The organism is Ilumatobacter fluminis, assembly GCF_004364865.1.
GTDB classification, from domain to species: Bacteria; Actinomycetota; Acidimicrobiia; order Acidimicrobiales; family Ilumatobacteraceae; genus Ilumatobacter; species Ilumatobacter fluminis.
This window is the reverse complement of the sequence record NZ_SOAU01000001.1, coordinates 615,271-640,677: the sequence shown is the minus strand read 5'-3', so window position 1 is coordinate 640,677 and position 25,407 is coordinate 615,271. Positions and strand designations below refer to the sequence as shown.

The following is a 25,407-nucleotide window of genomic DNA, read 5'->3' as shown; positions in this document are numbered from 1 at the left end:
CGACGTGGAGGTCGGCGCCTCGCCGTCGTCAGCCGAGGGGGTTGCCGGCGTCGCTCGCCAGCAGCCGACCGACCAGTTCGATGCTCTCGTCGTCGGCACGGGCGTCGACCACGCGGCCGCCGTCGACGAGGAACCCCTGGCCGTCGCGGGCCTCGAAGAGGGCTCGATCGGTGTAGAGCCGAGGCTTGATCATCGCCGGGTCGCCACGCTCGGGGCAGAACACCATGCAGTTCCCGCACTCGTTGCAGAGCTCGCTGAACACGAGGTACTGCTGGCGGCCGTCCATGCCGTCGAGGCTGCGGATGTTCGTGAACGCGTCGTTCGGACACACGGTGACGCAGAAGTTGCAGGCGACGCATCCGAACATCTGGAGATCGTTGTCGACCTCGCGGGGCAGCTTCGAGTTGCCGTCGAGGTGATACGACTCGATGCCGTCGCCGCGGATGTCGGCGACGTGCTGCGCACACGCCGTCGCGAAGCCGGCGTCGACGGCGGCGGCCTGGCGCAGCTGCTTCCACGACGCCAGATCGGAGCAGCCGTCGTCGCGCACGGCCGCGGTGAGCGCCTTGAGCATCGGCGCCAATCGGCCGTACCCGCCGGGCTTCAACAGGTCGGAGCAGACCGTCGCCGGATTGACGCCCATGGCGATCGCCTCGGGCAGGTTCTCCTTCGTGATGCCGGCCGAGAAGCTCACCATGACGTCGCCGTCGTGACCGGGGATCGCGAGTCGACCGGGGAGCGCCGTCGCCAGCCGGTCGAGCAACGTCGACGCCAGCACGTGGAGCGGTGCACCCGACAGGTACATCGGATCGTCGGGCATGAAGCCGCGGGTGTTGTCGACCACGAGCGTGTTGGTCAGCTTGATGCCGAAGCGACGGCCGCGCTGCTTCGCGTACTCGTTGAGCTCTTCGATCAGCTCGATGCCGCGCTCGAACTGGAGGTCGTCGGCGAAGGCTTGCTCCTTCACCGACACGTCGCGGTACCCGAGCTCGTCGTTGACGATGCCGGCGACCGTTTCGTAGCCGAGCAGTGTCGGGTTGAGTTTGACGATCACGTCGAGGTCGTGTTCGTCGATCAGGTGCTTCGTGATCGACTCGATCTCTTCGGGCGGGCACCCGTGGAACGTCGAGAGCGTCAGGGTGTCGGCGATGTGGGTCGAGAAGTCGAGGTCGGCGAGGGCGGCGAACGAGCCGCCCGCCTCGGCGATCTGCGGTCGGAGGGCGGCGATCTCGTCGGTGGCGTCGCGCATGCCGCGGATGAAACGACTGACCTTGTCGCCGGAGATGCCGGCCAGGTCGTAGCCGACGCTCATGTCGAACACGTGCGAGCCCGGGCCGTCGCCGGTGTCGTTGTGGAGGTGGTCGGCGAGTGGCTCCCACTGCGTCAGCATCTCGACCAGCATCGACGCCTTCACGTACTCGGTGAGGCTCTGCGGAACGGTGAGCTCCTGGCTCCACTCGATGTTGTAGCCGATCGTCTGCATGTCGATGCACGGCCGGGCGATCTCGAGATCGTCGAGCACCTGCACCGTCTTCAACTCGAACAAGCGTGAGCCGCCGAGCCAGGCGAGGACGATGTTCTCCGCGAGCTGGCTGTGGGGGCCGGCGGCGGGGCCGACCGGCGTGGCGCACGGACGGCCGAGGAACTCGAAACCGAGGTCGACGTCGGGGTCGGGCTGCCAGATGCGGGCGCTCGGGAGATCGAAGATCTTCTGGCGGGTCGACCACTCGTGTTCGATGCGGCCGAGCAGCGTCGACATCGTCATCGGGGTGAGTGGTGCGGTGTCGTGGCTCATGTCAGTTCCTCGAGGGCTCGGAAGAGTCGTTGGGCCTGTTCGGCGGCCTTGGCACGCACCTCGGCCTCGTCGACGCGGGTGGTGGTGCCGTTGCGCAGCACCGGCTCGCCGTCGACGTCGACGTCGATCGCGTTGACGGTCGTCGAGTAGGCGAGATGCCAGGGGTCGAACGTCGGATAGTTCCACGTGACGGTGTCGTCGCGTGCCTCCGGGAACAGATCCCAGCCGGCCGACAACCAGCCCCAGGCATCGTCGGGCGACGCCGTGACGTCGGACTCGCGTTGGCGGACGAAGGCGAGACGGAACTCGTCGAGCATGTCGGCGCCGATCCCGTCGGTGCCGAGCGCGACCGGGTTGTCGAAGCGGGACGGCCTGGCGTAGCCGACCGCGTTGTTCATGTTCGAGCGCGGGTTGTGGACGATCGTGCCCGACAGGCCGTGATCGTCGCGCAGGTGGACGCCGTGGATCAGGAGCCAGTCGTCGCGCGTCAGCCCGGCGAGCCGCTCGGGCGCATCGAGGTCGTCGGCCCCCTCCGCGACGTGGATGTGGACGCCAACGCCATGCTTCTTCGCCAGTTCGGCGGCGGCGGCCAGGGTGTCGTCAGTGCACGTGAACGAGGCGTGCACGCCGACCATGCCGCGGCCACCCTCGGACAGGAAGCGGTCGTTCTCGGCCAGGCCGCGGGCGGCGCCGTCGGGGCCGTGACGGTCGGTGACCCCGTACGCACACGAGACGCGGACGCCCACCTCGGCACAGGCGTCGGCGAGCGTGGTCAGCGACCCCTCGATCGCGTTCGGTGACTCGTGGTGGTCGATGATCGCGGTGGTGCCGGCCTGCAGCGCTTCGACGGCAGCGAGCTTGGCCGACCACTCGAGCATCTCGAGATCGAGCGCTCGGTCGAGCCGCCACCAGACCTGTTCGAGCACCTGGAGGAAGTTCCGGGGCGTCGACGGCGGCGCCGGCATGCCGCGAGCGAGCCCGGAATACAGGTGGTGATGGGCACAGACCAGACCCGAGGAACGTGACGCTGCCACCTCCCCGAACGTACCACCCGAGTTTTACGAACTGTTCAACACTCTGCGCGGCTCCCGTGTCTCGGGTCGGGTGTCGCACGGAACGGCGACGGAGTCGAAGTTTCGGAAGATCACCCGACCCGAGCCGGGACTCGCCGGGTCGGGTGATCTCCGGAAACGTCTCGGCTGCGCCTCCCCGTCCCCTGCGACACCCGACCCGGCGAGTTGGCTTGCGGACATGTAGATATCTTTATATATTGCTCGAATGGCATTGGCGGCCAAGACGACCATCGACGTGCTGCGGGCGATCGGAGAAGACACCCGCTTCCGCATCGCGCTCCTCCTCCACCACGGCGAACTCACCGTCTCCGACCTGACCGACATCCTCGGTCAGTCGCAACCCCGCATCTCCCGGCACCTCAAGTTGCTCACCGAGGCGGGCGTGGTCGAGAAGCACCGAGAGGGCACGTGGGCGTTCTTCGATCTGGTCACCACCGGCCCGATCGCCGACGTGGTCGGCGCTGCGATCGACACCGTCGACCCCGACGACCCGGTGCTCGCCGCCGATCTCGACCGCCTGGCGCTCGTCCGCAACCAGCGCGCCGCCACCGCCCAGGAGTACTTCGCCGCCATCGCCGAGCGTTGGGACGAGGAACGGTCACTGCACGCGCCCGACGATGTCGTCGAGGCGGCGATCGTCGAGGCGCTCGCCGAACGGCCGTACCACTCGGTGCTCGACATGGGCACCGGCACCGGCCGCATGCTCCAGCTCCTCATCGGCGACCGGCTCGACGTGCGAGCCATCGGCCTCGACAACAGCCACTCGATGCTCGGCGTCGCCCGAGCCAACCTCGAGCGGGCCGAGGTCCACGGGGTCGACCTGCGCCAGGGCGACGTGTACAGCCCACCGGTCGAGCCGGGCTTCGATCTCGTGGTCGTCCATCAGGTGCTCCACTTCCTGCACGATCCGGCCCGCGCCGTGCACGAGGCACGCCGGCTCCTGAACCCCGGCGGCAGGCTTCTGATCGTCGACTTCGCGCCGCATGCACTCGAGTTCCTTCGTACCGATCACGCCCACCGCCGACTCGGGTTCCGCGACGACACGATCGTGGGCTGGCTCGAGCAGAGCGGCCTGCGCCCCGACGAGCCGTGCCGGATCGAGCCGCAGCACGGTGCGACGAACCCCGACGACGAGCGTCTCGTCGTGACGCTGTGGCTCGCCCACGACCGGGCGGCCGCACCGACCACCGATTCCCCGACCGACGCCGTCCCCGAGGGAGCGCTCCGATGACCACCTTCAGCTTCGAGGTCTTCCCACCGAAGACCGATGCCGGCCTCGTCCAACTCGCCGAGGCGGTCGCCGAACTCGAACAGCTCCGGCCGTCGTTCGTGTCGATCACCTACGGCGCCGGCGGATCCAGCCGCGACCGGTCGTTCGAGACGATCTCGACCGTCGCCCGGCAGGGCTCGACGATGGCGGCGCACCTCACCTGCGTCGGTCAGTCACGAGCCGACCTCGACGACGTCATCGACCGCTACCTGTCGCTCGGCGTCTCCCACGTGGTGGCGCTCCGCGGCGATCCGCCCGAGGGCATCGATGCGCCGTACGCACCGCACCCCGACGGCTACACCTCGACCGCCGAACTCGTCGCCGCCGCCAAGGCGCGCGGCATCGAGCACATCTCGGTGTCGGGCTACCCGGAGAAGCACCCGCAGTCGCCGTCCGACGACCACGACATGGCGATCCTCGCCGAGAAGGCGGCCGCCGGCGCCGACCGGGCGATCACCCAGATGTGCTTCGACACCGAGGCCACGATCCGCTGGATCGACCGGGTTCGATCGGCCGGTATCGACATCGACATCGCTCCGGGCATCTTCCCGATCCACTCGTTCCCCGCCGTCGCACGTTTCGCCGCTCGGTGCGGGGCGTCGATGCCGGCCGAGGTCGCCGAGCGCTTCGCCGGCCTCGACGACGACCCCGACACCACCGCCAAGGTCGGCGCCGAGTTCGCCGCCCAGCAGATCGCACGCCTCCGCGAACACGGCGTGCGGCACGTCCACCTCTACACCCTCAACCGGGCTCCGCTCGCTCGCGCCGTGACCGAGCAGCTCTGACTGGACCCAGCATGACGAACCCGACCTCCCTCCACGACGCCGCCGCCGAGCGGATCCTCCTGCTCGACGGCGCCTCCGGCAGCGAACTGCAGCGGATGGGCATCACCGAGGCCGACCTGCGCGGCGGTCGGTTCGCCGACCTGTCGCAGTCGCTCGCCGGCAACAACGACCTGCTCGCCCTCTCGGCCCCCGACGTCGTGCGCCGGTTGCACGACTCGTACCTCGAGGTGGGCGCCGACATCCTCACCACCAACACCTTCTCGGGCACCACGGTCGCGCAACGCGAGTACGGCCTCGACGACCCGGCGCTCATCGCCGACCTCAACCTGGCAGCGGCGTCGATCGCCCGCGAAGCCGCCGATGCCGCGGCGACCGCGACCGGACAGCCCCGCTGGGTCGCCGGCGCGATCGGGCCGACCAACGTCACCCTGTCGATGTCGCCTCGGGTCGACGACCCGGGCTACCGGGCACTGTCGTTCCGCCACCTGGCCGAGGCCTATCGCGGACAGATCGAGGCTCTCATCGACGGCGGCGTCGACGTGCTGCTCGTCGAGACGGTGTTCGACACCCTCACCGCCAAGGCCGCCATCTGGGCCGCCCGCCGCCTCGAGGCCGACACAGGCAAGCACGTGCCGATGCTGATCTCCGGCACGATCACCGACCGTTCGGGCCGCACCCTGTCGGGCCAGACCGCCGGCGCGTTCTGGCAGTCGGTACGACACGCCGACCCGTTCGCCGTCGGACTGAACTGCTCGCTCGGCGGCGCCGACCTGCGGCCGTACGTGCAGGAGCTGTCGGGATTGGCCGACACGCTCGTGATCGCGTACCCCAACGCCGGGCTGCCCAACGAGCTCGGCCAGTACGACGAGGCGCCCGAGACGACGGCCCGCATCCTCGGCGAGTTCGCACGTGACGGCATCGTCAACATCGTCGGTGGTTGTTGCGGCACGACGCCCGAGCACATCGCGGCGATCCGTGACCAGATCGCCGGAGCCGCGCCGCGAGTTCCGGCCGACGCGCCGCAGCAGCTGCGCCTGTCGGGCCTCGAACCGTTCACGCTCAGCTCCGACATCCCGTTCGTGAACGTCGGTGAGCGGACGAACATCACCGGCTCGGCCCGCTTCCGTCGTCTCATCAAGGAAGGCGACTTCGACACCGCGCTCGACGTCGCCCGCCAGCAGGTCGAGAACGGCGCCCAGATCATCGACGTCAACATGGACGACGGCCTGCTCGACGGCGTCGAGACGATGACCCGGTTCTTGAACCTCGTCGCCGCCGAGCCCGACATCGCCCGTGTCCCGGTGATGATCGACTCGTCGAAGTTCGAGGTGATCGAGGCCGGACTCGAGTGTGTCCAGGGCAAGTCGATCGTCAACTCGATCTCTCTGAAGGAAGGCGTCGAGCCGTTCCTCGCCCAGGCACGGGTGTGCCGCGATCATGGCGCCGCCGTCGTCGTGATGGCGTTCGACGAGGACGGGCAGGCCGACACGTACGACCGACGGGTCGACATCTGCAGCCGGGCGTACGAACTGCTCACCACCGAGCTCGACTTCCCGCCGACCGACATCATCTTCGACCCGAACGTGTTCGCCGTGGCCACCGGCATCGCCGACCACGACCGCTACGCGATCGACTTCATCGAGGCGACGCGTGAGATCCGGCGCCGCTTCCCGCAGACCAACATCTCGGGTGGTGTGTCGAACCTGTCGTTCGCGTTCCGCGGCAACGAACCGGTTCGCGAGGCGATGCACTCGGCGTTCCTGTTCCACGCGATCGACGCCGGGATGCGGATGGGCATCGTGAACGCCGGTCAGCTCGCCGTGTACGAACAGATCGATCCCGAGCTGCGCGAGCTGTGCGACGACGTGATCCTCGCCCGCCGACCCGACGCCGGCGAACGGCTGCTCGAAGCGGCCACGAAGTTCGCGAGTGACGGGAGCGAGACCGTCGACGTCGCCGCTGCCGAGTGGCGTTCGTGGGACGTCGACAAGCGGCTCGAACACGCCCTCGTCAACGGCATCACCGACTTCATCGACGGCGACGTCGAGGAGGCCCGCACCCGACTCGGCTCACCGGTGTCGGTGATCGAGGGTCCGCTGATGGACGGCATGAACGTCGTCGGCGACCTGTTCGGCTCCGGCAAGATGTTCCTCCCCCAGGTCGTGAAGTCGGCCCGCGTGATGAAGCAGGCCGTCGCGTACCTCACCCCGTACCTGGAGGCCGAACGCGAGGCCAACGCCGGACCGTCGTCGAAGGCGACCGTGGTCGTCGCCACCGTCAAGGGCGACGTGCACGACATCGGCAAGAACATCGTCCGGGTCGTGCTCGAGTGCGCCAACTACCACGTCGTCGATCTCGGCGTGATGGTGCCCGCCCACACGATCCTCGACGCCGCCGAAGAACACAACGCACAGATCGTCGGCCTGTCGGGCCTCATCACACCGTCGCTCGACGAGATGGTGAACGTGGCGAGCGAGATGGCGCGTCGTGGCATGACGACGCCGCTGCTCATCGGCGGCGCCACGACGAGCCGGATCCACACGGCGCTCAAGGTCACGCCTGCGTACGAGCAGGCGCCCGTCGTCTACGTCCCCGACGCATCACGTGCCGCCGGGGTGATCTCGAAGTTGCTCGGCAACGACGAGGCACGCCAGACGTTCCTCGGCGACCTCGACGCCGAGTACCGGCGCGTCATCGAGGCCCATGAGCGGGCCGAGGTCGAGCGGCGTCGGCTGTCGATCGGCGAGGCACGACGCAACGCCCCGTCGTACACGTTCGACTCGTCGTCGGTCGTGGCGCCGACGTTCACCGGTGCCCGTGCGGTCGAGGGGCTCTCGGTCGCCGAACTCGTCGACTACATCGACTGGACCCCGTTCTTCCACGCCTGGGGCATCCGGGCGCAGTACCCCGGCGTGCTCACCGACGAGCGCACCGCCGAGGCCGCCGCTCCCCTGTTCGACGACGCCCGCCGCATGCTCGACCAGGCCGTCGCCGAAGACTGGTTCGGTGTCCGCGCCGCCGTCGGGTTCTGGGAGGCGTACGGCGAGGGTGACGACATCGTGCTGCCCACCGTCGGGCGACGTCTCCACGGGTTGCGACAGCAGCTCCAGCGCCGCGACAACAAGCCGAACATCGCGTTCGGCGATTTCGTGGCGCCGGCCGACGCCGGGGTCACCGACCACATCGGCGGCTTCGTCGTGACGGCCGGGCCGGAGGAGATCGCGATCGCCGAACGCTTCGAGGTCGCCGGCGATGACTACTCGGCGATCATGGTCAAGGCCGTTGCCGACCGCATCGCGGAGGCATTGGCCGAGTTCGTCCATCAGAAGGTGCGTCGCGAGCTGTGGGGCTACGCCCCCGACGAGTCGTTCGCACCGCAGGAGCTGATCGGTGAGCCGTACCGCGGCATCCGTCCGGCCCCCGGCTACCCGGCGCAGCCCGACCACTCCGAGAAGGACACCATCTTCGAACTGCTCGACGCCGAGCGGCTCTCCGGCGTGTCGCTGACGGAGTCGTACGCCATGACCCCGGGTTCGTCGGTGTCGGGCCTGTACTTCGCCCACCCCGACAGCCACTACTTCGCCGTCGGTCGCCTCCAGCGCGACCAGGTCGCCGACTACGCCGACCGCAAGGGCATCACCCTCGCCGACGCCGAACGCCTCCTCGCCAGCACCCTCGCCTACCGCCCCTGAGTCATGGGGTCGGATACGTTTCGTCGGTCCCGACGAAACGTATCCGACCCCATCTGTGCGAGGAAGCGTTGGGCGGCGGCGGCTGATTCGGCTCGCCAGAGGGTGACGACGTCGGCGTCGTCGGCGGCATCGAGCGCCTCGGCGAGTTCGTCGACGACGATGCGTTGATCCTGCACCATCGCGGTCACGTCGATGTCGAGTCGCTCGGCGAAGACGAGCTTGAGGAGCAGCTCGCTGCGCAGGTCGCGCAGGTGGGGCACCGGGGTGCGAAGCCACGATCGGAACCGGGCCCGCCCCGCTCGTGTGGCCGCCATGATCGTGCGGGTCGGCCCACCCCCGCCCGTCTCCTCGGCCCTCGGCTCGATCCAGCGGCGCTCGGCCAGGCGGTCGATCGACCGGTAGGTGAGCGGACGCGAGAGCGACCACACCCGCCCGACGGGTCCGTCGGGCCGCAGTTCGCGGGCGACCGCCCACCCGTGAGCGGGCTGGTCGTAGAGCACTCCCAGGCACGCCCATTCACCGAGCAGCGGTTCGGTGCTCATGCCGGATAGATCTCGATGTCGGTCGCCTTCAACGAGGCGCTGACCGCATCGCCCGGACGGAGGCCGAGGCTGTCGAGCGCCCCGACGGTGATCTCGGCAGTGAGGTGGAGCGGGCCGGCGATCCCCACCCGCACCCGGTCGCCGATCCGGTCGACGTCGTCGACGACGCCGTCGAACGTGTTCCGGGCGCTGGTGTCGGCAGCGACGCGGGCGAGCGTGATCGACTGCGGCCGCACGATCGCGAACGCCGGCCCGTCGAAGTCGGCGACGACGGCGACCTCGACGCCGTCCAGGGTGACGAGCACCGAGCGGTCGAGTCGGCCTTCGATGAGGTTCGTGCCGACGAGTTCGGCGACGTACCGAGATCGCGGGTGAGCCGTGATCTCGGCCACGGTGCCCGACTGCACGATCGATCCGCCGTCGACGATGGCGACACGGTCGGCGAGGGCGTAGGCGTCGACGGGATCGTGGGTCACGACGATCCTGACGCCGCCGAAACCTCCCAGCTGATGCCGCAGGTCTCGACGAACCTGACGGCGCGTCGCGACGTCGAGCGCAGCGAGCGGTTCGTCGAGCAGGAGCAGGCGCGGATCGTTCGCGAGTGCGCGGGCGAGGGCGACACGCTGTGCCTGGCCGCCCGACAGCTCGGCGGGCCGGGCGTCGCCGCGGTCGGCCAGCCCGACCGACGCCAGGCGCCGCGCAGCCTCGGCACGCGCCGGCCCCTTCTTGACGCCTCGTGCCCGCAGGCCGAAGGCCACGTTGTCGCGCGCCGACAGGTGCTCGAACAACAGGTACTGCTGGAAGACGACGCCGATGGGTCGCTGCTCCGGTGGCACGAAGACCCCGGCGCCCGGATCGTCGAGCAGGACTCCGTCGACGACGATGTGTCCCTCGTCGAGCGGGACGAGCCCGGCGAGGGCTCGCAGGAGCGTGGTCTTGCCGGACCCGTTGGGCCCGAGCACGGCCAGCAGCTCCCCGTCAGCCACCTCCAGGTCGAGGTCGAGCTCGAACCCGCCGACGGTGACGCCGATCTCGGCCGACAGGCTCACGACAACCCCCGGGTGCCGCCGAGCCACCGGTCGCGCAACCCGACCAGGACGGCGAGGCTCACGGCGACGAGCACCAGGGCGATGACGATCGCCTCACCGGGATCGGTCTCGAGTGCCAGGAACGTGGCGAGCGGCATGGTGCGGGTCGTGCCCGGGAAGTTGCCGGCGAACGTGATCGTCGCTCCGAACTCGCCGAGTGCGCGAGCCCACGCCAGGACGGCGCCGGCGACCAGGGCCGGCCGGATGCCGGGCAGGGTCACCCGTGAGAAGACGTACCAGCGGCCGGCGCCGAGCGTCCGGGCGGCGTCTTCGACACGCGGGTCGAACTGGCGGATGGCCGACTCGACGGTGAGGACGAGGAACGGCATCGCGACGAACGTCTGGGCGACCACGACGCCGGCGGTGGTGAACGGCAGACGGATGCCGAACCACTCGTCGAGGTACTGGCCGAACAACCCGCGACGACCGAACGAGGCGAACAGCGCGACGCCGGCGACGACCGGCGGCAGGACCATCGACAAGGTCGAGACGGCCCGTACGAGTCCGCGGCCTCGGAACTCGACGCGGGCCAGCAGCCAGGCGAGCGGCACGCCGAACACGACCGACAGCACGGTCGCGGCCAGCGAGGTCTGCAGCGACAGCCACAGCGCGTCGATCACTGACCGGCGCGTGATCACGTCGCCGATCTCGCTCCACGGCACGCGCCACAGGAGTCCGACGAGCGGGAGCACGAAGAATGCGACGGCGACGACGGCGAGCGCGAGGACCGGCAGCGGCAGGCGCTCCTCTGCGACGCGTCGGCGGTCTCGGCTCATGGCGCGCCGAACCCGTGCTCGCGCAGGATCCGTTGCGCCTCGTCGCCGACGACGAAGTCGACGAACGCCTCTCCTGACTCGCCGAGCGCAACGATCGGGTACTCGGCCTCGACGTTGAACTCATCGGCGATCGCCACACCGTCGACCCGCTCGGCGGCGGCTGCGATGTCGGTCGCGTACACGACACCGGCGTCGGCCTCACCGAGTTCGACCTTGGTCAGGACCGCCCGAACGTTCGACTCGAACGACACGGGAGTGAGGTCGATACCGGCACGGTCGAGGACTTCGGTCGTGTAGGCGCCGCACGGGACCTGCTCGGCACAGACGACGACGAGCAACTCGGGGTCGGCGAGGTCGCCGAGCGTGACGATGCCGTGGGGATTGCCCGGTTCGACCACGATCTCGGCGCGGTTGGTGGCAAAGATCCGTGCCGCACCGTCGACGCCGTCGATCCGGTCCATCGTGGCGACGTCGGCCGAGGCGAAGACGTCGGCCGGTGCACCTTCGTCGATCTGTGCGGCCAGGTCGGACGACCCCGCGGCGCTGATCACTACCGACTCCCCCGTGCTGCTGGTGTAGGCATCGGCGATGTCGTCGAACGCGTCGGTCAGCGACGAGGCAGCGAACACCACCACGTCGTCGTCCGTCGGGCCGCCACACGCTACGAGCGGGAGCACCATCGACAAGGCCAGGAGCCGCACGGAGCCACACTAGTCACCGAGTGACTAGTTCGGAGCAGCCCATCGGCACGGTGCTCTTTGCTCCACCCACCGATCGCGGTGACAATGGCGGCGTGAGTGCGTGTTGTGGTCCATCGCGGGACGAGTCGGCCGAGGGCGACAGCGGAGCGTCGTCGTTCTCCGGAACCGGGTCGGCAGGCGATCTCGCCGCCGTTCCGGCCGGCAGCTTCCTGATGGGGAACGACGGAGGGGTCGGCTACCCGGCCGACGGCGAAGGTCCCCGGCACGAGGTCGAACTCGACGCCTACTCGATCGGTGTCACGACCGTCACGAACGCACAGTTCGCTGCGTTCGCCGACGACACCGGCTACGTCACCGAGGCCGAACGGTTCGGCAACTCCTTCGTGTTCGCCGGGCTGCTCCCCGACGACTTTCCGCCCACGCGCGGCGTGGCCGCCGCGCCCTGGTGGCGCGAGGTGATCGGTGCGCAGTGGCGCCATCCCGAGGGCCCGCAGAGCGACATCGCCGCACGGGCCGACCATCCGGTCGTCCACGTCAGCTGGAACGACGCCGTCGCGTTCTGCTCGTGGGCCGGAGGACGGCTCCCCACCGAGGCAGAGTGGGAGCGCGCCGCTCGCGGCGGCCACGACGGTCGTACCTACCCGTGGGGCGACGAGCTCGAGCCGAACGGCGAGCACCGCATGAACGTGTTCCAGGGAACGTTCCCGGCGAGCAATACCGAAGCCGACGGATTCGCCGGCACCTGCCCGGTCCGCTCGTTCGAACCGAACGGTCTCGGGCTGTACGAGGTAACCGGCAACGTGTGGGAGTGGTGCAGCGACTGGTTCGATCCCGGCTACTACCAACGATCACCGAGCGCGAACCCGACCGGTCCCGACGCCGGCCAGGCACGAGTGATGCGCGGCGGCTCGTACCTGTGCCACGACAGCTACTGCAACCGATATCGGGTCGACGCCCGCAGCGGGAACAGCCCGGACAGCTCGGCCGGCAACATCGGCTTCCGCGTCGTCACCTGACCGGACGGTCAGTCGACGATCGTGGCGCGGCGCCAGCCGCGGAGATCGTTGAGCACTGCGACCTCGGCGCACTCGACGAGATCGGCGGCGGCGATCGACCGCTCGGCGAGACGGCCCGATTCGACCGCCAGATGCCGGGCGACGCCGGCGAGCCCGCCGTCGTCGAGCGGTGGGCACCACCAGCGGTCGTCGATCAGATACGCGACGTTGGCGATCGTCGTCTCGATCGCGTTGCCGTGCTGGTTCACCAACACGACGTCGTCGGCATCCGGACGACGGGATCGGGCGGCGTCGTAGTGGTCGCGCATCGTCGTCTTGTGGCAGCAGAACGGATCATCCGATCTGGTCACCTCGGTGTCGATCGCCAGTCGGACCACGTCGGGCGCATCGTCGAGCGGCAGCACCTCGACCGCCAGCTCGCCGTCGGGGTGCAGGGTCACCCGCACCCGCTCGACCTGTGGCGCCGGCGGCACGGCGGCCAGACGGCGACCGAACAGCGCCCGATCGAAGGGGAGGCCGAACCAGTCGGCCGAAGCCGCCATCCGGTCGGCGTGCAGGGCGACGTGCTGGACACCGTGCCGGTCGTTGCGGAGCGTCTCGAACAGCGACGTGCCGTCGCGCCGCAGCGACGTCGTGAGCACGCGGGCCTTGGCCTCGACCTCACGATCTTCGGCGGCCGGGTCGGACGACCAGGTGATGCCGCCACCGGCCCCGTATTCGTAGGTGCGATTCGACGGATCGATCACCGCCGTTCGGATCGGGACGGAGAACACGGCTCGAGTCGGCTCGGACGGCGGCGCCAGCACGCCGATCGCGCCGCAGTACACGCCGCGCGGATCGAGCTCGGCCTCCCGGATCGTCTGCATCGCCGAGATCTTGGGGGCGCCGGTGACCGAGCCGCACGGGAACAGCGCCTCGAACACGTCGAGCAGGCCGACGTAGTCGGGCATCTCGGCGGTGATCGTCGACGTCATCTGCCAGACGGTCTCGTAGCGCTCGATGTCGAACAGGCTCGGCACGGCGACCGATCCGACGGTGGCGAGCCGCCCGAGGTCGTTGCGCAACAGGTCGACGATCATCACGTTCTCCGCCTGCTCCTTGGCCGAGGCGCGCAGCACCTCGGCTGCAGCACGGTCGTCGTCCGGGCGTGGGCGGCGCGCCGCGGTGCCCTTCATCGGGCGGCACGTCACGACGTCGCCGTCCCACCGGAAGAACAACTCGGGTGACGCCGACGCGACAATCCGGTCGCCCATCTCGACGTAGGCACCGAACGCGCCGCTCTGCGCCGCGACGAGCGCCTGGTAGACGTCGAGTGGCGAGCCGACGTAGCCGCCGTCGAACCGGTCGGTGATGTTGACCTGGTACACGTCGCCGACTTCGATGTGGGAGCGAACGAACTCGACGGCGTCGGTGTACGGCCACCGGCTCGGTCGGCGCTCGGGCGGACCGGGTCGAGCGTCGGCGGCCGACAACGGTTCGGCCGCACGCCGCTCGGCGAACGACTCCCACCACACGTACGGGATCCCGTCGGGTGGGGCCGGCGCCGTGCGCATGGCCGGGTCGAACGCGGGCGCGGCCTCGTAGGCCATGACCACCACGACCCATTCGTCGTGACGGCGTGCTCGCTCGTCGGCGGCGGCGAGGACCGCACGAACCCGATCGACCGTGTCGGCCCGACCCGTCGCGACGGGATCGTCGAACTGCCAGGCACCGGGTTCGGTGGAGAGATCGTCGAGTCGGATCATGGGCGGCAGTTCGGCGGTCGGAGTCGAAAACGTCGAAGGTCCCACCCGGTTGGGTGGGACCTTCCGCTGCGCGCCCGTAGGGATTCGAACCCCAAACCTTCTGATCCGTAGTCAGATGCTCTATCCGTTGAGCTACGGGCGCTGGGCTCGGACAGTGTAGAGCCCTCGTCGGCGAAAGCGAACCCCGTTGTTCGCGATCGCGTGGAGGCTCAGCCGCCCCAGGGACCCCAGCCGCCCGAGCTCTGATAGAGCGCATAGGCGGCGGCGATGTTCTTGCGAGCGTTCTTGAGGTCGTCGCGGGTATAGATGCCGTAGTCGTCGAGCCAGCTCTGGTGCACCGTCCAGTAGATCTGGAACACGCCCACGCAGCACCAGCCGTTGTCGGCGGTCTCGATGTAGTTGCTCTCGCGCCAGGCGACCTGCAAGGCCTTCTCGTGCTGGTCTTCGGGCCAGGTCTCGCGGATCAGGGCCTGCACTTCGGCGGGCGAGTAGGTCTCGCTCGGGGCGACGGTGGTCGTGGGAGCAGCCGTTGTGGTCGGGGCCTGCGTCGTCGTCGGTGCGGCGGTGGTCGTCGGCGCCTCGGTCGTCGTCGGGGCGACCGTCGTGGTCGGCGCGGTCGGCACGGTCGAGCCGGCGGGCAGGCAGATCTCGTCGCCCGGCAGGATCACGGTGTCGAGCGACGCCATGTTCTGGGCGAGCAGGTCGGCGGGCGTGGTGCCCGCCTCGTCGGCGATGCGATACCACGAGTCGCCGGCGCCAGCGGTGTAGTTGAGCGAGCAGTCGGGCGTGATGCGTTCGGCGGGCTCGTCGACGACGGCGGGTTCGTCGGTTGCGACAGCGGCCTCGACCGGTTCGTCGGCCTGGGCCGTTCGGGCGGCGGCGACCTGCTGCGGTGCTGCCGGCGATGCGGCGTCGCCAGTCGTCGGTTCGGCCGATTCGGTGACACCGGCCGCATCGGTCGATTCGCCGGTCGACTCGGAGGAGGCTGCGGTGTCGGCGGGCGCCGCTGCGGGCGTCGCCTCGGCGGTCGGGGTCGGAGTGGCGTTCTCGGCGGCATCGGGCTGGGCGCCCGTCGCGCTCACGCTCTGCGGGGCAGCCGGAACGGTGTCGCCGGGCAGTTCGGAACCGGAGGCGTCGTCGCCACGCATGGCGAGTGCGATCGGCAACGCCAGCACGAGCACCAGCAGCACGATCCCGACTCGGATCACGGCGGGATCGACCGTGGCCAGACCGAAGCGGTCGCCGAAGCTGACCGGGGTCAGTGCCACCAGGTCGTCGTCACGCTCGATGCGTCGGTCGGCGGCGTCGCGCGCCGACGCGTGGGCGACCGGCGCTGCGGCGCTGCGGCGGGCCGGGATCGGCTCGTCGAGGTCGGACAGGTCGTAGGCGTGGTCGTCGTAGTCGTAGCGGCCGGCGCCGAGGTCGGCGATCGACGCGTCGGAGTGCGCCATCGTCTCGGCGGACGGCCGACGTGGCGACCGTGGTGCCGGGTCGTCGACGGGCGCCGGGGTGGCTCCGGTGACGACGCCGTGCTGACGGGTGCGCTGCACCGGGCCGGTCGAGTCGTCGCGCATCCGGCGCTTCGGCTTGAAGGCGGCGATGCCCTCGCGGACGGCTCGCATCGAGGTCGGCGTGTGGTCGAGCCGATACTCGTCGCGCCCGTCGTCGGCGGGCCGGATCTGCATCGTCCGACCGCTCGAGCGGCGACGCTCGTCGGACACCCAGGCCGACTTGTCACCCCAGAACTCGCGGGTGAGGTCGTCGGCGCTGTCTTCCTGATGATCGAACAATGACGTGGAATCTCGCATGGGACAGACCGTTCCGGGCCGGCGGGGGCGGCCCTGACTCGGAACAGGTCTAGTCGGTTCGTCATGAAACCGCAACATCAGCGACATGGATCCGCAATCAAATGACAGCTGTGTAACGCTCCAGAACCCCGAAATCACGGGGTCTGCGGCGTCGCGAGGGCGGTCGCGCCGTCCGTCACACGGGCCGTCACATTCGTCGCTCTACGACGGACCGCACGCCGACTCAACGGGCACGGTCACGCCGGGCTCGACCCCACCGAGGCTACGGTCCCGCGGATGGACGAGGGCCTCGACGACCACGTTCGTGCGCTGTTCGCGACGGCACCCGACGAGTTCGTGGCTGCCCGCACCGAGCTCGTGAAGGCGCTGAAGCGCGATGACCGGCGCGACGACGCGGCGACGATCGCCGGTCTCCGACGCCCTTCGTGGATCGACGGGGCGCTCAACCGGACGGCGGCTGCAGAGCCCGAGCCGGTCGCCGAGTTCGTCGACGCAGCGCGGGCGGCCCGACGCATCCAGCAGGCCGACGCCGAGGGGCGCCGGACTGCCTCGCTCGCCGATGCCCTCCGCACGGTCCGTGCGGCCCAGGCACGCCTTGCGAAGGTCGCCGACACCGCGCTGGTGGGATTCGGGCGCAAGGCCGACCTTGCCGGCGTCACGGCCCGGCTCGCTCAGATCGGCGCCGACCCGGTCGGTCTCGAACTCCTCCGGGCCGGCGTGCTCGGGATCGGTGACGAGCTCGCCGGCGTCGTCGTCACCGACGACACGAGCGAACCCGGCGTCACGAGCGACACCGGCGAATCCGGCGACACCGGCGCTCCGAACGCCGACGACGATGCGGCCCGTCGGAAGGCGATCGACGCCGCCACGCGTGCAGCCCGCTCGGCCGAGAAGGACGCGCAGGTCGCTGCGACCGCCGCTCGACGAGCCGCCGAGCGACGCGATCGTGCGGTTGCGGCCGTCGAGGCCGCGGAAGCCGCAGTACGCGATGCCGAGCGGGTCCTCGAGCAGGCGCGCAGCGAACTCGCCGAACACGAAACCCGCGCTGCCGACGCCGAGCGCGCGGCCGACGAGGCGGCGGAGGCGGCATCGGACGCCGCCGCCCGGCTCGACGACCTGCTCGACTGATCAGGCGCAGGCCGTGCAGTGGTCGGCGGTCGGAATGGCCTCGAGCCGCTCCGGTCGGATCGCCGAGCCACACGTGACGCACCGTCCGTAGCGGCCCCGCTCGATCCGTTCGAGCGCACGGGCGGTCTGGCGCATGTCGCTGCGCACGGCATCGACGACGCGCCGCATGTCGTCCTCGTCCTCCTGGATCGAGTCGTGGGCCCGCAACATGTCCGACAACGCCCCCTCCAGCTCGACGAGCTGTCCTTCGGTCCGTTCCAGTTGGCCGCGCAGTCGCCGTTCGACCGAGACGAGGTCGAGGTCGGGCAGTGCTGTGGTGTGATCGGTCATCGGCGGAGCTCCCATGCGTGTGGACGGGTTGCACGAGGACGCTAGGCCCGCTCGGCCGTAGGCTGCCCGGCGCGTCAGCGCCGCTGTACTCAGTCGCGCAGGATCCAGTGGAATCGCGCGGGTTGCACCCGGAGGTTGCGCCAGGCGCGCACGCCGCCCCGCTCGACCATGAGCACGTCACCCGACCGCACGACGGGGCGGTCGTCGGCCAGCACCACCTGGATCAGTCCGCGGAGCGGGGCGATCATCGCCACACCCCGGTGGTCGAACGGCGGCGAGCTCTCCTCACCGGGTGCGAGCTCGATCAGGTACGACCGCAACCCGACGGTCGAGTCCGACGCGAGCGCCGTCACCGAGGTGTTCGCCAGGCGGCGAGAGCGATCGTGGCGGGCGAGCGTGTACGAGCGGCTCGTGCCGGCCGAGAGGATCCGGTCGGTCGTGATCTCGAGCCGGTCGGCGATGGTGATGACGGTGTCGAGCGACAATCCGCGAGCGCCGCTCTCGGCCTGGGAGATCGCGCTCGGCGTGACCCCGGCGACGGTCGCGAGTTCTTGCTGGGTGAGTCCGAACTGTTGCCGGACGGCGTGGAGGCCGCGAGCCAGTCGGCCGCCGGCGGGCGGTGAGTCGACGATCACGCCGCCGTCGTCGTCGAGACGGAGCTGGTAGGTGATGTCCTGGAGCGACTCGGATCGCCCCTCGGCCTTGAGCACACGGAGACGTCCGCCGCGCACGTCGAGCAGGCACTGGGTGATCTGGCGGACGTGATCGCTGAAGGCGCGCCCGAGCATCGAGTCGATGCTCCAGTACGCCGTGACCCCGGCGTCGAGCATCGCCGGGCAGACCCGGGCGAAGAAGGCGGAGACCGCCTCGACCCCCCAGCGACGAACGACCCGGCCGAGCCCGTCGATGATCAGGTAGTCGGGCTGCTCGGCCCGCACACGTCGTTCCAGTTCGTCCGCCAGGGGCACCGCCGTGCGATACGGGCTCGTCGGGCCGGCGTCGAGCACGGTCACCGGCGCCTCGCCGGCCGGGCCGCCGCCGAAGTCGACGACCAGACCGGAGGTGCCCGCTGCGCCCACGAAACCGGCGACGAGCCGCCGGTAGAGCTGCTCGTCGTCGGTGAGCCACACGACGTTGTCGCCGGTGATCAGACCGCCGAGCGCCGCGTCGATGGTGTCGAAGCCCGTGCCGTAATCCCGCATGACGGCACGTTAGCGACGCTGTTGTCGAAGTCCGACTTCAACAGCAGAGTTTCATCCGGATCGATCGACGGCGACGGCGTCGGTGCCGAGGTACGACTCGACGACCGCCGGGTCGTGGCGAACGTCGTCGGGCGTTCCGTCGGCGATCACGCGCCCGAGTTCGAGACAGACCAGACGATCGCACACCTGCGCCAACATCGCGACATCGTGCTCGACGATGACGATGGTCGCGTCGAGGCGGTCGCGCAGCGACCGGAGCAGAACCGGGAACGCTTCGACCTCACGCTGTGCCAGCCCGGCGGTCGGCTCGTCCAGCAGGAGGACCCGACCCCCTCCGGCGACCAGGCACGCCATCTCGACCAATCGACGGGTGCCGGTGCTGAGCACCGAACACGGGCGGTCGGCGTAGCCGGACAGTCCGGTGAGCGCGATGGCGGCGTCGGTTCGCTCGGCGATGCGACGTTCGGAGCGCCGGGCGCGCGGCGGGAGCAGACCGTCGAGCAGGACGCTCGACCGTTCCCGTCCGGCGGCAGCGACGGCGACGGTGTCCCGAAGCGTCATCTGAGGGAACAGCCGGGCGTCCTGGAAGGTCCGGCCGAGTCCGGCCCGTGCCCTGCGGTCGGCGCTCCACCTCGTGACGTCGACGCCATCGATCACGAACTGCCCGTCGGCCGGCTGGAAACCGCTGATGGTGTTGAGCAGCGTCGACTTCCCCGCACCGTTCGGACCGATCAGGCCGACGATCGACCCGCGCTCGATCGTGAGGCTCACTGCATCGACGGCCCGCGACCCACCGAACTCCACCGCCACGTCGGTCACCTCGATCGCCACCTCGCTCCCCCGGCCGGCGTGATCGCCGACGGTGCCGGTGTCGACGGTGTCGTCGGTGCCGGTGTCGTGCACGACGAGCTCCACCGAGTCGTCCCGACCGCCGGTGGCCGACGGGAGTGGCGGGCCGGCCGCGAGCTGCTGGACGCGACGCACGACCGACACGAGCCCGTCCGGGAAGTAGAGCAGGAGCACCAGCAGGCCGACGCCGCTCACGAGCAGCTGCAAGCTCTGGAGGTCGGAGAAGAATGCCGGGAGCGCACCCACGTACAGCACGCCGAGTACCGCACCTCCGATCGACCCCAGCCCACCGATCACCGCCATGACCACCACCTCGATCGAGTCCTCGGCGGCGAACTCACCCCGACGGAAGTTGACGAGCAGGCCACCCAGCAGGCCACCTGCCAGTCCGGCGAGTGCGCCGGTGACGACGAAGGCCGACACCCGCGCCCGCCACGGGCTGACACCCATCGCAGCGGCCGCGCGGTCGTTGTCACGAACCGCTCGCCAACGCCGACCGGTCGCTCGGGCGCCGAGCGCCCGGATCGCGACGAGCACCACGGCGCCGACGGTCAGCACGAAGAAGTAGTAGGCACGCTGAGGACGCAGCTCGAACAATCCGAAGTCGACGCGGGGAACTTCGAACACCAGCGACTCACCCGTCACGCCCAACCGGAAGAGCCAGGCCGGGGCCAACACCGACAGTCCGAGAGTGGCGATCGCGAGCATCGATCCGTTCAGCCGGGACGTCGGCAGCGCGACCAGCCCGGCGGTGGCGGCCGCGACGACGACACCGGCGATCAGCGACACCTCCCACGACGACCCCTCCTCGACGACCCGCGCCGAGACGATCGCACCGATCCCGGCCAGTGCGTACTGGGCGAGGGACACCTGGCCCGACCACCCGGCGAGGACGGTGACCGACACGACGACGAGCACCAACGTCGCCAGGCGGGCGAGCTGGAACGTGTTGCCGGCGGAGGTCACGACGTACGGGGCCGCGACGAGTGCTGCGGCGCCGCACAGCGGCGGCCCGTACCGGACCGCTCGCACTCGCCACGTCGACGGCCAGTCGCTCCAGGCACGCGCCGTCTCGGTGGGACGCACCGGGTCGCTGTTCGCGTCACGAGGGAGCGTCGCCAGGCCGACGATCACCATGAGGAACACCACGAGGTTCGCGGCGCCCGGGTCGGACGACCACCGGATGACCAACGCTTCCACGACGCCGAGCACGAGCCCGCCGACGAGCGTCATCGGGACCGACCGGAATCGCCCGAACGCCGCCGCGGCGAAGCCGCGCAGCAGCAGTCCCGGCCCGATCGTGGCGATCGACACCGCCGTCCCACCCCGCAGCGGGATGGCGACGGTGGCCGCCAATGCGGCGAGCGCGCCGGCGGCGACCCACACCACCGTCGACACGGCCGCCGCGTTGACGCCGGCGAGGCGAGTCGCCTCCGGATTCGCCGATGTCGCTCGCACCACTGCCCCGGCGGTGGTGCGAGCAAGGACGTACCAGACCGCCAGAGCGATCGTCGGCGCGAACACGAGCGCCCCCAGTTCGGCGCCGGTCAACTCGAGCGAGCCGATGGCGAACGTCGACGTCGTGAGGGTGGGGAACGGGGCGAACATCTCGACGCCCGGCAGCGATACCCGCAGGAGTGACGCCAGTTGGCCTGCCCCGAGGGTCGCCACCATCACGACGACGGCAGAACGATCACCGAGCCGCTTGATGACGACCAGTTCGGTCAGGCCACCCAGGACGGCTCCGCCGAGCACGCCGACGACGAGCGCGGGGATGAACGGCCAGCCGTACCGGATCGAGAGCACCGCGACGACTGCCGCTCCGAAGGCGCCGATCTCGCCATGGGCGAGGTTGAGGATCCGGTCGAGCCGGTAGATGAGGGCGAGGCCGATGCCGAGCAGGCCGTAGGTCGTCCCGGTGATCAGGCCGATCGTGACGAGGTCGACACTCACGCGCCGCCTCCCAGGAAGACGGCGCGGGCGAGATCCGGTCGAGCGAGGAGGTCGTCGCCCGCACCGTCGAACAGCACGCGACCACGATCGAGGAACACGACGCGGTCTGCGGTTGCGGCGGCGACGTTGAGCGACTGTTCGACGATGACGATCGCGGTGCCGTCGGCTCGGATCCGGTCGAGGGTGCCGACGAGGCGGCCGACGACCACCGGCGCCAGGCCCAGGGAGAGCTCGTCGATCAGCAACAGATCGGGATCGAGGAGCAGCGCTCTCGCCAAGCCGAGCATCTGCTGCTCACCTCCCGACAGCCGGTCGGCGCGTTGGTCGAGGAGTCGATCGAGTTCGGGGAACAGTTCGAGCGCCTCGTCGACGCGCCGGCGTCGGACCTCGTCGTCGAGGTGCAGACCGCCGACCTCGAAATTCTCGCGAACCGTCAACGGGCCGAAGCTCGAGCGACCTCCGGCGAGTTGGACGATGCCGGCCCGGGTCCGTGCGTGAGCCGACTGCAGGGTGATGTCGGTGGGGCCGAAGCGGATCACGCCTCGCTCGGCGCTCTGCAGGCCGGAGATCGAGCGCAGCAGCGTCGACTTGCCCGATCCGTTCGTCCCGACGATGGCGAGGATCTCTCCGTCGTTCACCTCCAGATCGATGCCGTGGAGGATGGGGACCGTGCCGATCGAGACGTGGAGGTCCTTGACCTGCAGCACGGGGTGCTCACCGGTGCGAGCCCGTCGCTCCTGCTCCGAGGCAGCCTCGATCAGGTCGTCGCTCACTCGTTGCATGTCGGCGTGGACGGTGCGTCCTGCGCTCGCGATGAGCACGCCGCCGACGATGGCCGCGGGCAGCAGGACGACCGGGATCGCCGGCCGGGTCCCGATCGAGTCGGCCACGATGCCGGCGACGATCGAACCGAAGAATCCGCCGATCAGGAACACGTACACACCGATGAGCGAGAAGCCCTGGGCGCGAAGGTTCGCGGGCACGATCGACGACACGATGACGAACAACGTGACGAACGCCGCTGAACTGATCGCGCCGCCGGCGGACGCCACGATCGTGTAGAGCACGGCGTTGGGCATGAACACCGCGATCGACAGCAGTGCGCTGGTGACCACGACGGAGACGCCCATGATCCGGAGCAGCAGGGCCGGGTCGCGGGCGTAGATCTTGCCGCCGATGGTCGCTCCGACGGGTACGGCGACGAGCGACACGACGGCCCCGACCGTGCCGATCACGCCGCGTTCCCCGGCGCTCAGCCCGAAGTGGTCTTCGAGCACGAGGCTGACGAAGATCGGAACGCTGAAGATGGTGAACCCGATGACACCGATGCCGGTCGCGATCCGGTCGAAGGTGGCGATGCGTCGGATTCGCTCGAAGGCGAGCGACATCGCGATCGGTTGTTCGTCGGTGTCGAGAGCCGCCGCCGAGCCCAGGACGCGCTCGCGTTCGTGAGCACCACGCTTGGGCTCGCGCAACCAGACCGCGGCGACACCCGCCATGACGAACGGGGGGATCGCGGCGATCAGCGCGATCGTTCGCCAGGCGTCGTCGCCGGTGATCACGATGGTGAGGAGCGCGACCGTGAGCGGGCCGAGGACTCGGCCGAACGGGCCGGAGGCGCCGTGGATCGCGTACACCGACCCTCGGGCCTCCTCGGGATATGCGTCGGCGAGGATCGAACCGTGGATCGGGAGTGTGTTCGACTTGCCGAGTCCGGTCACCACGCGACTGAGCACGAACTGGAACACGTTCTGAACGAAGCCGAGCAGCGCAAGTGAGGCGCTCCAGATCACCGTGGCCACCACGGCGATCACGCTGCGGTTCGTGCGATCGGCGAGTCGGGCGATCGGGATCGCGCCGGCAACGAAGACGGCACCGGAGGCCGTCCCGATGGCCGCCAGCCCGGTCGTGCTGATCCCGAGCGCGTCCTGGATCTCGGGTGCGAAGATGCCGAGCAGCGCGTTGTCGAGCTCGTCCACCGTGGCCAGACCGCTCAGGATCGCCACGGTTCCGACACCGCCGGCCTTGACGGCCGCGCGCGGGCCCAGGGCGGTCGACGGCGGCTCGTCGGCGACGGCCTGGCGGTCGTCGGTACCGGGTTCGTCGGTGGCGGTCATTCGGCGAACAGCGGTTCGAAGTCGCTGATCGCGGTCCAGCACTCGCAGTCGGCCGACCATTCGATCGTGCGGGCTTCGTCGGCGGCGGTGAACTTGTCGATGCCGAAGCCGGACGGGCCGCGTTCCACCAGCTCGAGCTCGGCGAGGCCGTGGATGGCCGTCGCGAGCGACTCGGTGGTCAGGTCGCCGTCGACGCCCTGACCGGCGAGCACCAGCAGGTCGACGAAGTTGCACGCCGGGACCGCTGCGGCGACGTCGATCGACTCGGTCGAGAAGTCACCGTCGGGCACGAGCTCGGCGGCACGCTCTCGGCAGTCGAGTCGGCTCGCGGGTTCGTCGAGCCCCGCTGCACGCCAACCGACGGTTCGGGTCGTGATGGCCAGGGCCCCGTCCATCTGCGCCGGCGGCATCTGGCTGGCGTAGAGATCGCTCGCGAAGCCGCCGGCGTCGCTGCCGATCCAGCGGACGTCGACGCCTCCGGCGTCGAGGGCCTGCGCGAACGCAGCCGTCGAGAAGAAGCCGGGCGTCGCGATGACGTTCTCGACCCCTGCGGCACGGATCTCCTCGACCTCGATCGGGATCTGGCTGGCGGCGACGTCGGTGTCGCTGTCGATCACGACCACCACGGCGGGTTCGAGTCCGGCCCCGTCGAGCGCGGGGAGCAGGTACTCCTGCATCGTGTCGTAGTCGCCGCCGGTGTCGAGGGTCGCGAACACGGCGAACGGTGCGGCGGCGAGTTCGTCGGCGAACGCGTCGACGATGGCCACCTGCGACTCGGCCTTGTTCGGCGTGAGGCTGAACAGGCGACCGTCGGCACGTTCGTAGAACTCGGCGGGCGAGCCGTCGTCCTGGAGCAGGAGCGTCTCGTTCTGCTCGGCGACGCACACGACCGGGTCGCCGTAGACGCCGCCGAGGCCGATCACGACGAAGGCGTCGAGATCCTGGGTGGCCGTGAGGCAGGCGCTGACGGCGTCGCCGTCGACGAGCAGGTCGAACTCGACCATCTCCAGCTCGATCGGATGTCCGGCGATGCCGCCTCGCTCGTTCGCGTCGGCGGCGAACGCCTCGAACACCGGCGTGAAGTCTCCGATCTCCTCGGCGAATCCGAACTGTGCTGCGACCGAGAGGTCGGGGTACATCACCGCAACGGTGACCGGGTCGAGCGTTGCCGGTCCGGCCGGCTCGTCGTCGGCGGGCGCCGAGGTCGCCGGCGTGTCGCCCGTCCCGTCGCCCGATGTCGCCGTGTCTGCCGTCGTGTCGGTCGTGGTGCCGGCCGTCGTGCCGGCGGTCGTTCCGTCCGTCGGGTCGGGACTCGACTCGCCCTCGTCGTCGGCCGGCGCCGATGTCGCAGCAGAATCATCCGTACTGACGTCGGCGTCGTCGGTGTCGTCGGCGTCCTCGGCGGGCGTCGAGCACGCTGCTGCGATGGCGACGAGTGCGGCGACGGCGACTCGACGACGTCCTCGGGCGGTGGTGGCGTGCTGCATGGGTTCCCCTCGTGAAACGCTCCGGCTTTAACTACCGGCGGTAGATTCAA

The 25,407-nt window shown here is 70.0% G+C and carries 18 protein-coding genes and 1 tRNA gene; 5 read left to right on the top strand and 14 right to left on the bottom strand.

Translation table 11 applies throughout. The annotated features are described in order from the left end of the window. Positions 1-28: 28 nt before the first annotated feature. Both BDK89_RS02815 and BDK89_RS02810 read right to left on the bottom strand, forming a co-directional pair. On the bottom strand, positions 29-1,795 hold the full coding sequence (locus BDK89_RS02815; RefSeq protein WP_133867509.1) for a 4Fe-4S dicluster domain-containing protein: 1,767 nt from the start codon (positions 1,793-1,795) through the stop codon (positions 29-31). Next, positions 1,792-2,829 (bottom strand): amidohydrolase family protein, encoded by a 1,038-nt coding sequence (locus BDK89_RS02810; protein WP_133867508.1) that lies wholly within the window; start codon positions 2,827-2,829, stop codon positions 1,792-1,794. The genes BDK89_RS02815 and BDK89_RS02810 overlap by 4 nt, the downstream gene beginning before the upstream one ends. A gap of 244 nt (positions 2,830-3,073) precedes the next feature. On the opposite strand from BDK89_RS02810, the gene BDK89_RS02805 reads away from it, so the two are divergent. Genes BDK89_RS02805 through metH form a run of 3 tightly spaced genes read left to right on the top strand, consistent with a single transcriptional unit; the run spans position 3,074 to position 8,615 of the window. Beyond that, positions 3,074-4,099 carry an ArsR/SmtB family transcription factor gene (locus BDK89_RS02805; protein WP_133867507.1) on the top strand — a complete coding sequence of 342 codons (1,026 nt, stop codon included), beginning with the start codon at positions 3,074-3,076 and terminating at the stop codon, positions 4,097-4,099. Beyond that, complete coding sequence (locus BDK89_RS02800; RefSeq protein WP_133867506.1) at positions 4,096-4,923, top strand: methylenetetrahydrofolate reductase; 828 nt, start codon at positions 4,096-4,098, stop codon at positions 4,921-4,923. Before BDK89_RS02805 ends, BDK89_RS02800 begins: the two co-directional genes overlap by 4 nt. A gap of 11 nt (positions 4,924-4,934) precedes the next feature. Next, positions 4,935-8,615, top strand: coding sequence for a methionine synthase (gene metH, locus BDK89_RS02795; RefSeq protein ID WP_133867505.1), 3,681 nt, complete (start codon positions 4,935-4,937; stop codon positions 8,613-8,615). On the opposite strand, the gene BDK89_RS02790 is transcribed toward metH, so the two are convergent. Genes BDK89_RS02790 through modA form a run of 4 tightly spaced genes read right to left on the bottom strand, consistent with a single transcriptional unit; the run spans position 8,603 to position 11,722 of the window. After that, positions 8,603-9,157 (bottom strand): PadR family transcriptional regulator, encoded by a 555-nt coding sequence (locus BDK89_RS02790; protein ID WP_133867504.1) that lies wholly within the window; start codon positions 9,155-9,157, stop codon positions 8,603-8,605. The two genes, metH and BDK89_RS02790, sit on opposite strands and share 13 nt — an antisense overlap. Beyond that, positions 9,154-10,206, bottom strand: a complete 1,053-nt coding sequence (locus BDK89_RS02785; protein ID WP_133867503.1) for an ABC transporter ATP-binding protein — start codon at positions 10,204-10,206, stop codon at positions 9,154-9,156. The genes BDK89_RS02790 and BDK89_RS02785 overlap by 4 nt, the downstream gene beginning before the upstream one ends. Next, complete coding sequence (locus BDK89_RS02780) at positions 10,203-11,021, bottom strand: ABC transporter permease (protein ID WP_133867502.1); 819 nt, start codon at positions 11,019-11,021, stop codon at positions 10,203-10,205. The genes BDK89_RS02785 and BDK89_RS02780 overlap by 4 nt, the downstream gene beginning before the upstream one ends. Then, positions 11,018-11,722, bottom strand: a complete 705-nt coding sequence (gene modA / locus BDK89_RS02775; RefSeq protein WP_208293942.1) for a molybdate ABC transporter substrate-binding protein — start codon at positions 11,720-11,722, stop codon at positions 11,018-11,020. The genes BDK89_RS02780 and modA overlap by 4 nt, the downstream gene beginning before the upstream one ends. 92 nt (positions 11,723-11,814) lie before the next feature. Between modA and BDK89_RS02770 the strand changes: the two genes are divergently transcribed. After that, positions 11,815-12,738: a formylglycine-generating enzyme family protein gene (locus BDK89_RS02770; RefSeq protein ID WP_133867501.1), complete on the top strand. Its 924-nt coding sequence runs from the start codon at positions 11,815-11,817 to the stop codon at positions 12,736-12,738. An 8-nt stretch (positions 12,739-12,746) separates the two neighbouring features. On the opposite strand, the gene BDK89_RS02765 is transcribed toward BDK89_RS02770, so the two are convergent. The 3 genes from BDK89_RS02765 to BDK89_RS02755 all read right to left on the bottom strand — a co-directional run bounded on the left by BDK89_RS02765 (position 12,747) and on the right by BDK89_RS02755 (position 16,291). Next, entirely contained in the window at positions 12,747-14,483 is a 1,737-nt protein-coding gene (locus tag BDK89_RS02765; RefSeq protein WP_133867500.1) for a chorismate-binding protein, read from the bottom strand. A gap of 69 nt (positions 14,484-14,552) precedes the next feature. After that, positions 14,553-14,625, bottom strand: a tRNA-Arg gene (locus BDK89_RS02760). A 67-nt stretch (positions 14,626-14,692) separates the two neighbouring features. Then, the gene (locus BDK89_RS02755; protein ID WP_133867499.1) at positions 14,693-16,291 is read right to left on the bottom strand and encodes a LysM peptidoglycan-binding domain-containing protein; all 1,599 of its coding nucleotides are present in this window, start codon (positions 16,289-16,291) and stop codon (positions 14,693-14,695) included. 276 nt (positions 16,292-16,567) lie between these two features. Here BDK89_RS02755 and BDK89_RS02750 point away from each other — a divergent pair, with 276 nt between their 5' ends. Further along, a complete protein-coding gene (locus BDK89_RS02750; RefSeq protein WP_133867498.1) occupies positions 16,568-17,419 on the top strand; it encodes a hypothetical protein in 852 nt (283 codons plus the stop codon). Here the strand turns inward: BDK89_RS02750 and BDK89_RS22010 are convergent, their stop codons facing one another. The 5 genes from BDK89_RS22010 to BDK89_RS02725 all read right to left on the bottom strand — a co-directional run bounded on the left by BDK89_RS22010 (position 17,420) and on the right by BDK89_RS02725 (position 25,357). After that, positions 17,420-17,749 carry a TraR/DksA family transcriptional regulator gene (locus tag BDK89_RS22010; protein WP_208293941.1) on the bottom strand — a complete coding sequence of 110 codons (330 nt, stop codon included), beginning with the start codon at positions 17,747-17,749 and terminating at the stop codon, positions 17,420-17,422. It lies immediately after the preceding gene. A gap of 89 nt (positions 17,750-17,838) precedes the next feature. Next, positions 17,839-18,951 (bottom strand): helix-turn-helix domain-containing protein, encoded by a 1,113-nt coding sequence (locus BDK89_RS02740; protein WP_133867497.1) that lies wholly within the window; start codon positions 18,949-18,951, stop codon positions 17,839-17,841. A 51-nt stretch (positions 18,952-19,002) separates the two neighbouring features. Then, positions 19,003-21,753, bottom strand: a complete 2,751-nt coding sequence (locus tag BDK89_RS02735; RefSeq protein ID WP_133867496.1) for an ABC transporter permease subunit — start codon at positions 21,751-21,753, stop codon at positions 19,003-19,005. Next, a complete protein-coding gene (locus BDK89_RS02730) occupies positions 21,750-23,870 on the bottom strand; it encodes an ATP-binding protein (protein WP_166657336.1) in 2,121 nt (706 codons plus the stop codon). The genes BDK89_RS02735 and BDK89_RS02730 overlap by 4 nt, the downstream gene beginning before the upstream one ends. Continuing rightward, positions 23,867-25,357 carry a type 1 periplasmic-binding domain-containing protein gene (locus BDK89_RS02725; RefSeq protein ID WP_133867494.1) on the bottom strand — a complete coding sequence of 497 codons (1,491 nt, stop codon included), beginning with the start codon at positions 25,355-25,357 and terminating at the stop codon, positions 23,867-23,869. The genes BDK89_RS02730 and BDK89_RS02725 overlap by 4 nt, the downstream gene beginning before the upstream one ends. Positions 25,358-25,407: the final 50 nt, after the last annotated feature.

Excerpts from the sequence above, each read along its gene's own strand:
- BDK89_RS02780 (WP_133867502.1), bottom strand. The coding sequence starts at position 11,021 with ATGAGCCGAGACCGCCGACGCGTCGCAGAGGAGCGCCTGCCGCTGCCG.
- metH (WP_133867505.1), top strand. The coding sequence starts at position 4,935 with ATGACGAACCCGACCTCCCTCCACGACGCCGCCGCCGAGCGGATCCTC.
- BDK89_RS02755 (WP_133867499.1), bottom strand. The coding sequence starts at position 16,291 with ATGCGAGATTCCACGTCATTGTTCGATCATCAGGAAGACAGCGCCGAC.
- BDK89_RS02730 (WP_166657336.1), bottom strand. The coding sequence starts at position 23,870 with ATGACCGCCACCGACGAACCCGGTACCGACGACCGCCAGGCCGTCGCC.
- BDK89_RS02800 (WP_133867506.1), top strand. The coding sequence starts at position 4,096 with ATGACCACCTTCAGCTTCGAGGTCTTCCCACCGAAGACCGATGCCGGC.
- BDK89_RS02765 (WP_133867500.1), bottom strand. The coding sequence starts at position 14,483 with ATGATCCGACTCGACGATCTCTCCACCGAACCCGGTGCCTGGCAGTTC.
- BDK89_RS02790 (WP_133867504.1), bottom strand. The coding sequence starts at position 9,157 with ATGAGCACCGAACCGCTGCTCGGTGAATGGGCGTGCCTGGGAGTGCTC.
- BDK89_RS02725 (WP_133867494.1), bottom strand. The coding sequence starts at position 25,357 with ATGCAGCACGCCACCACCGCCCGAGGACGTCGTCGAGTCGCCGTCGCC.
- BDK89_RS02805 (WP_133867507.1), top strand. The coding sequence starts at position 3,074 with ATGGCATTGGCGGCCAAGACGACCATCGACGTGCTGCGGGCGATCGGA.
- BDK89_RS02815 (WP_133867509.1), bottom strand. The coding sequence starts at position 1,795 with ATGAGCCACGACACCGCACCACTCACCCCGATGACGATGTCGACGCTG.
- BDK89_RS22010 (WP_208293941.1), bottom strand. The coding sequence starts at position 17,749 with ATGACCGATCACACCACAGCACTGCCCGACCTCGACCTCGTCTCGGTC.
- BDK89_RS02740 (WP_133867497.1), bottom strand. The coding sequence starts at position 18,951 with ATGCGGGATTACGGCACGGGCTTCGACACCATCGACGCGGCGCTCGGC.
- BDK89_RS02750 (WP_133867498.1), top strand. The coding sequence starts at position 16,568 with ATGGACGAGGGCCTCGACGACCACGTTCGTGCGCTGTTCGCGACGGCA.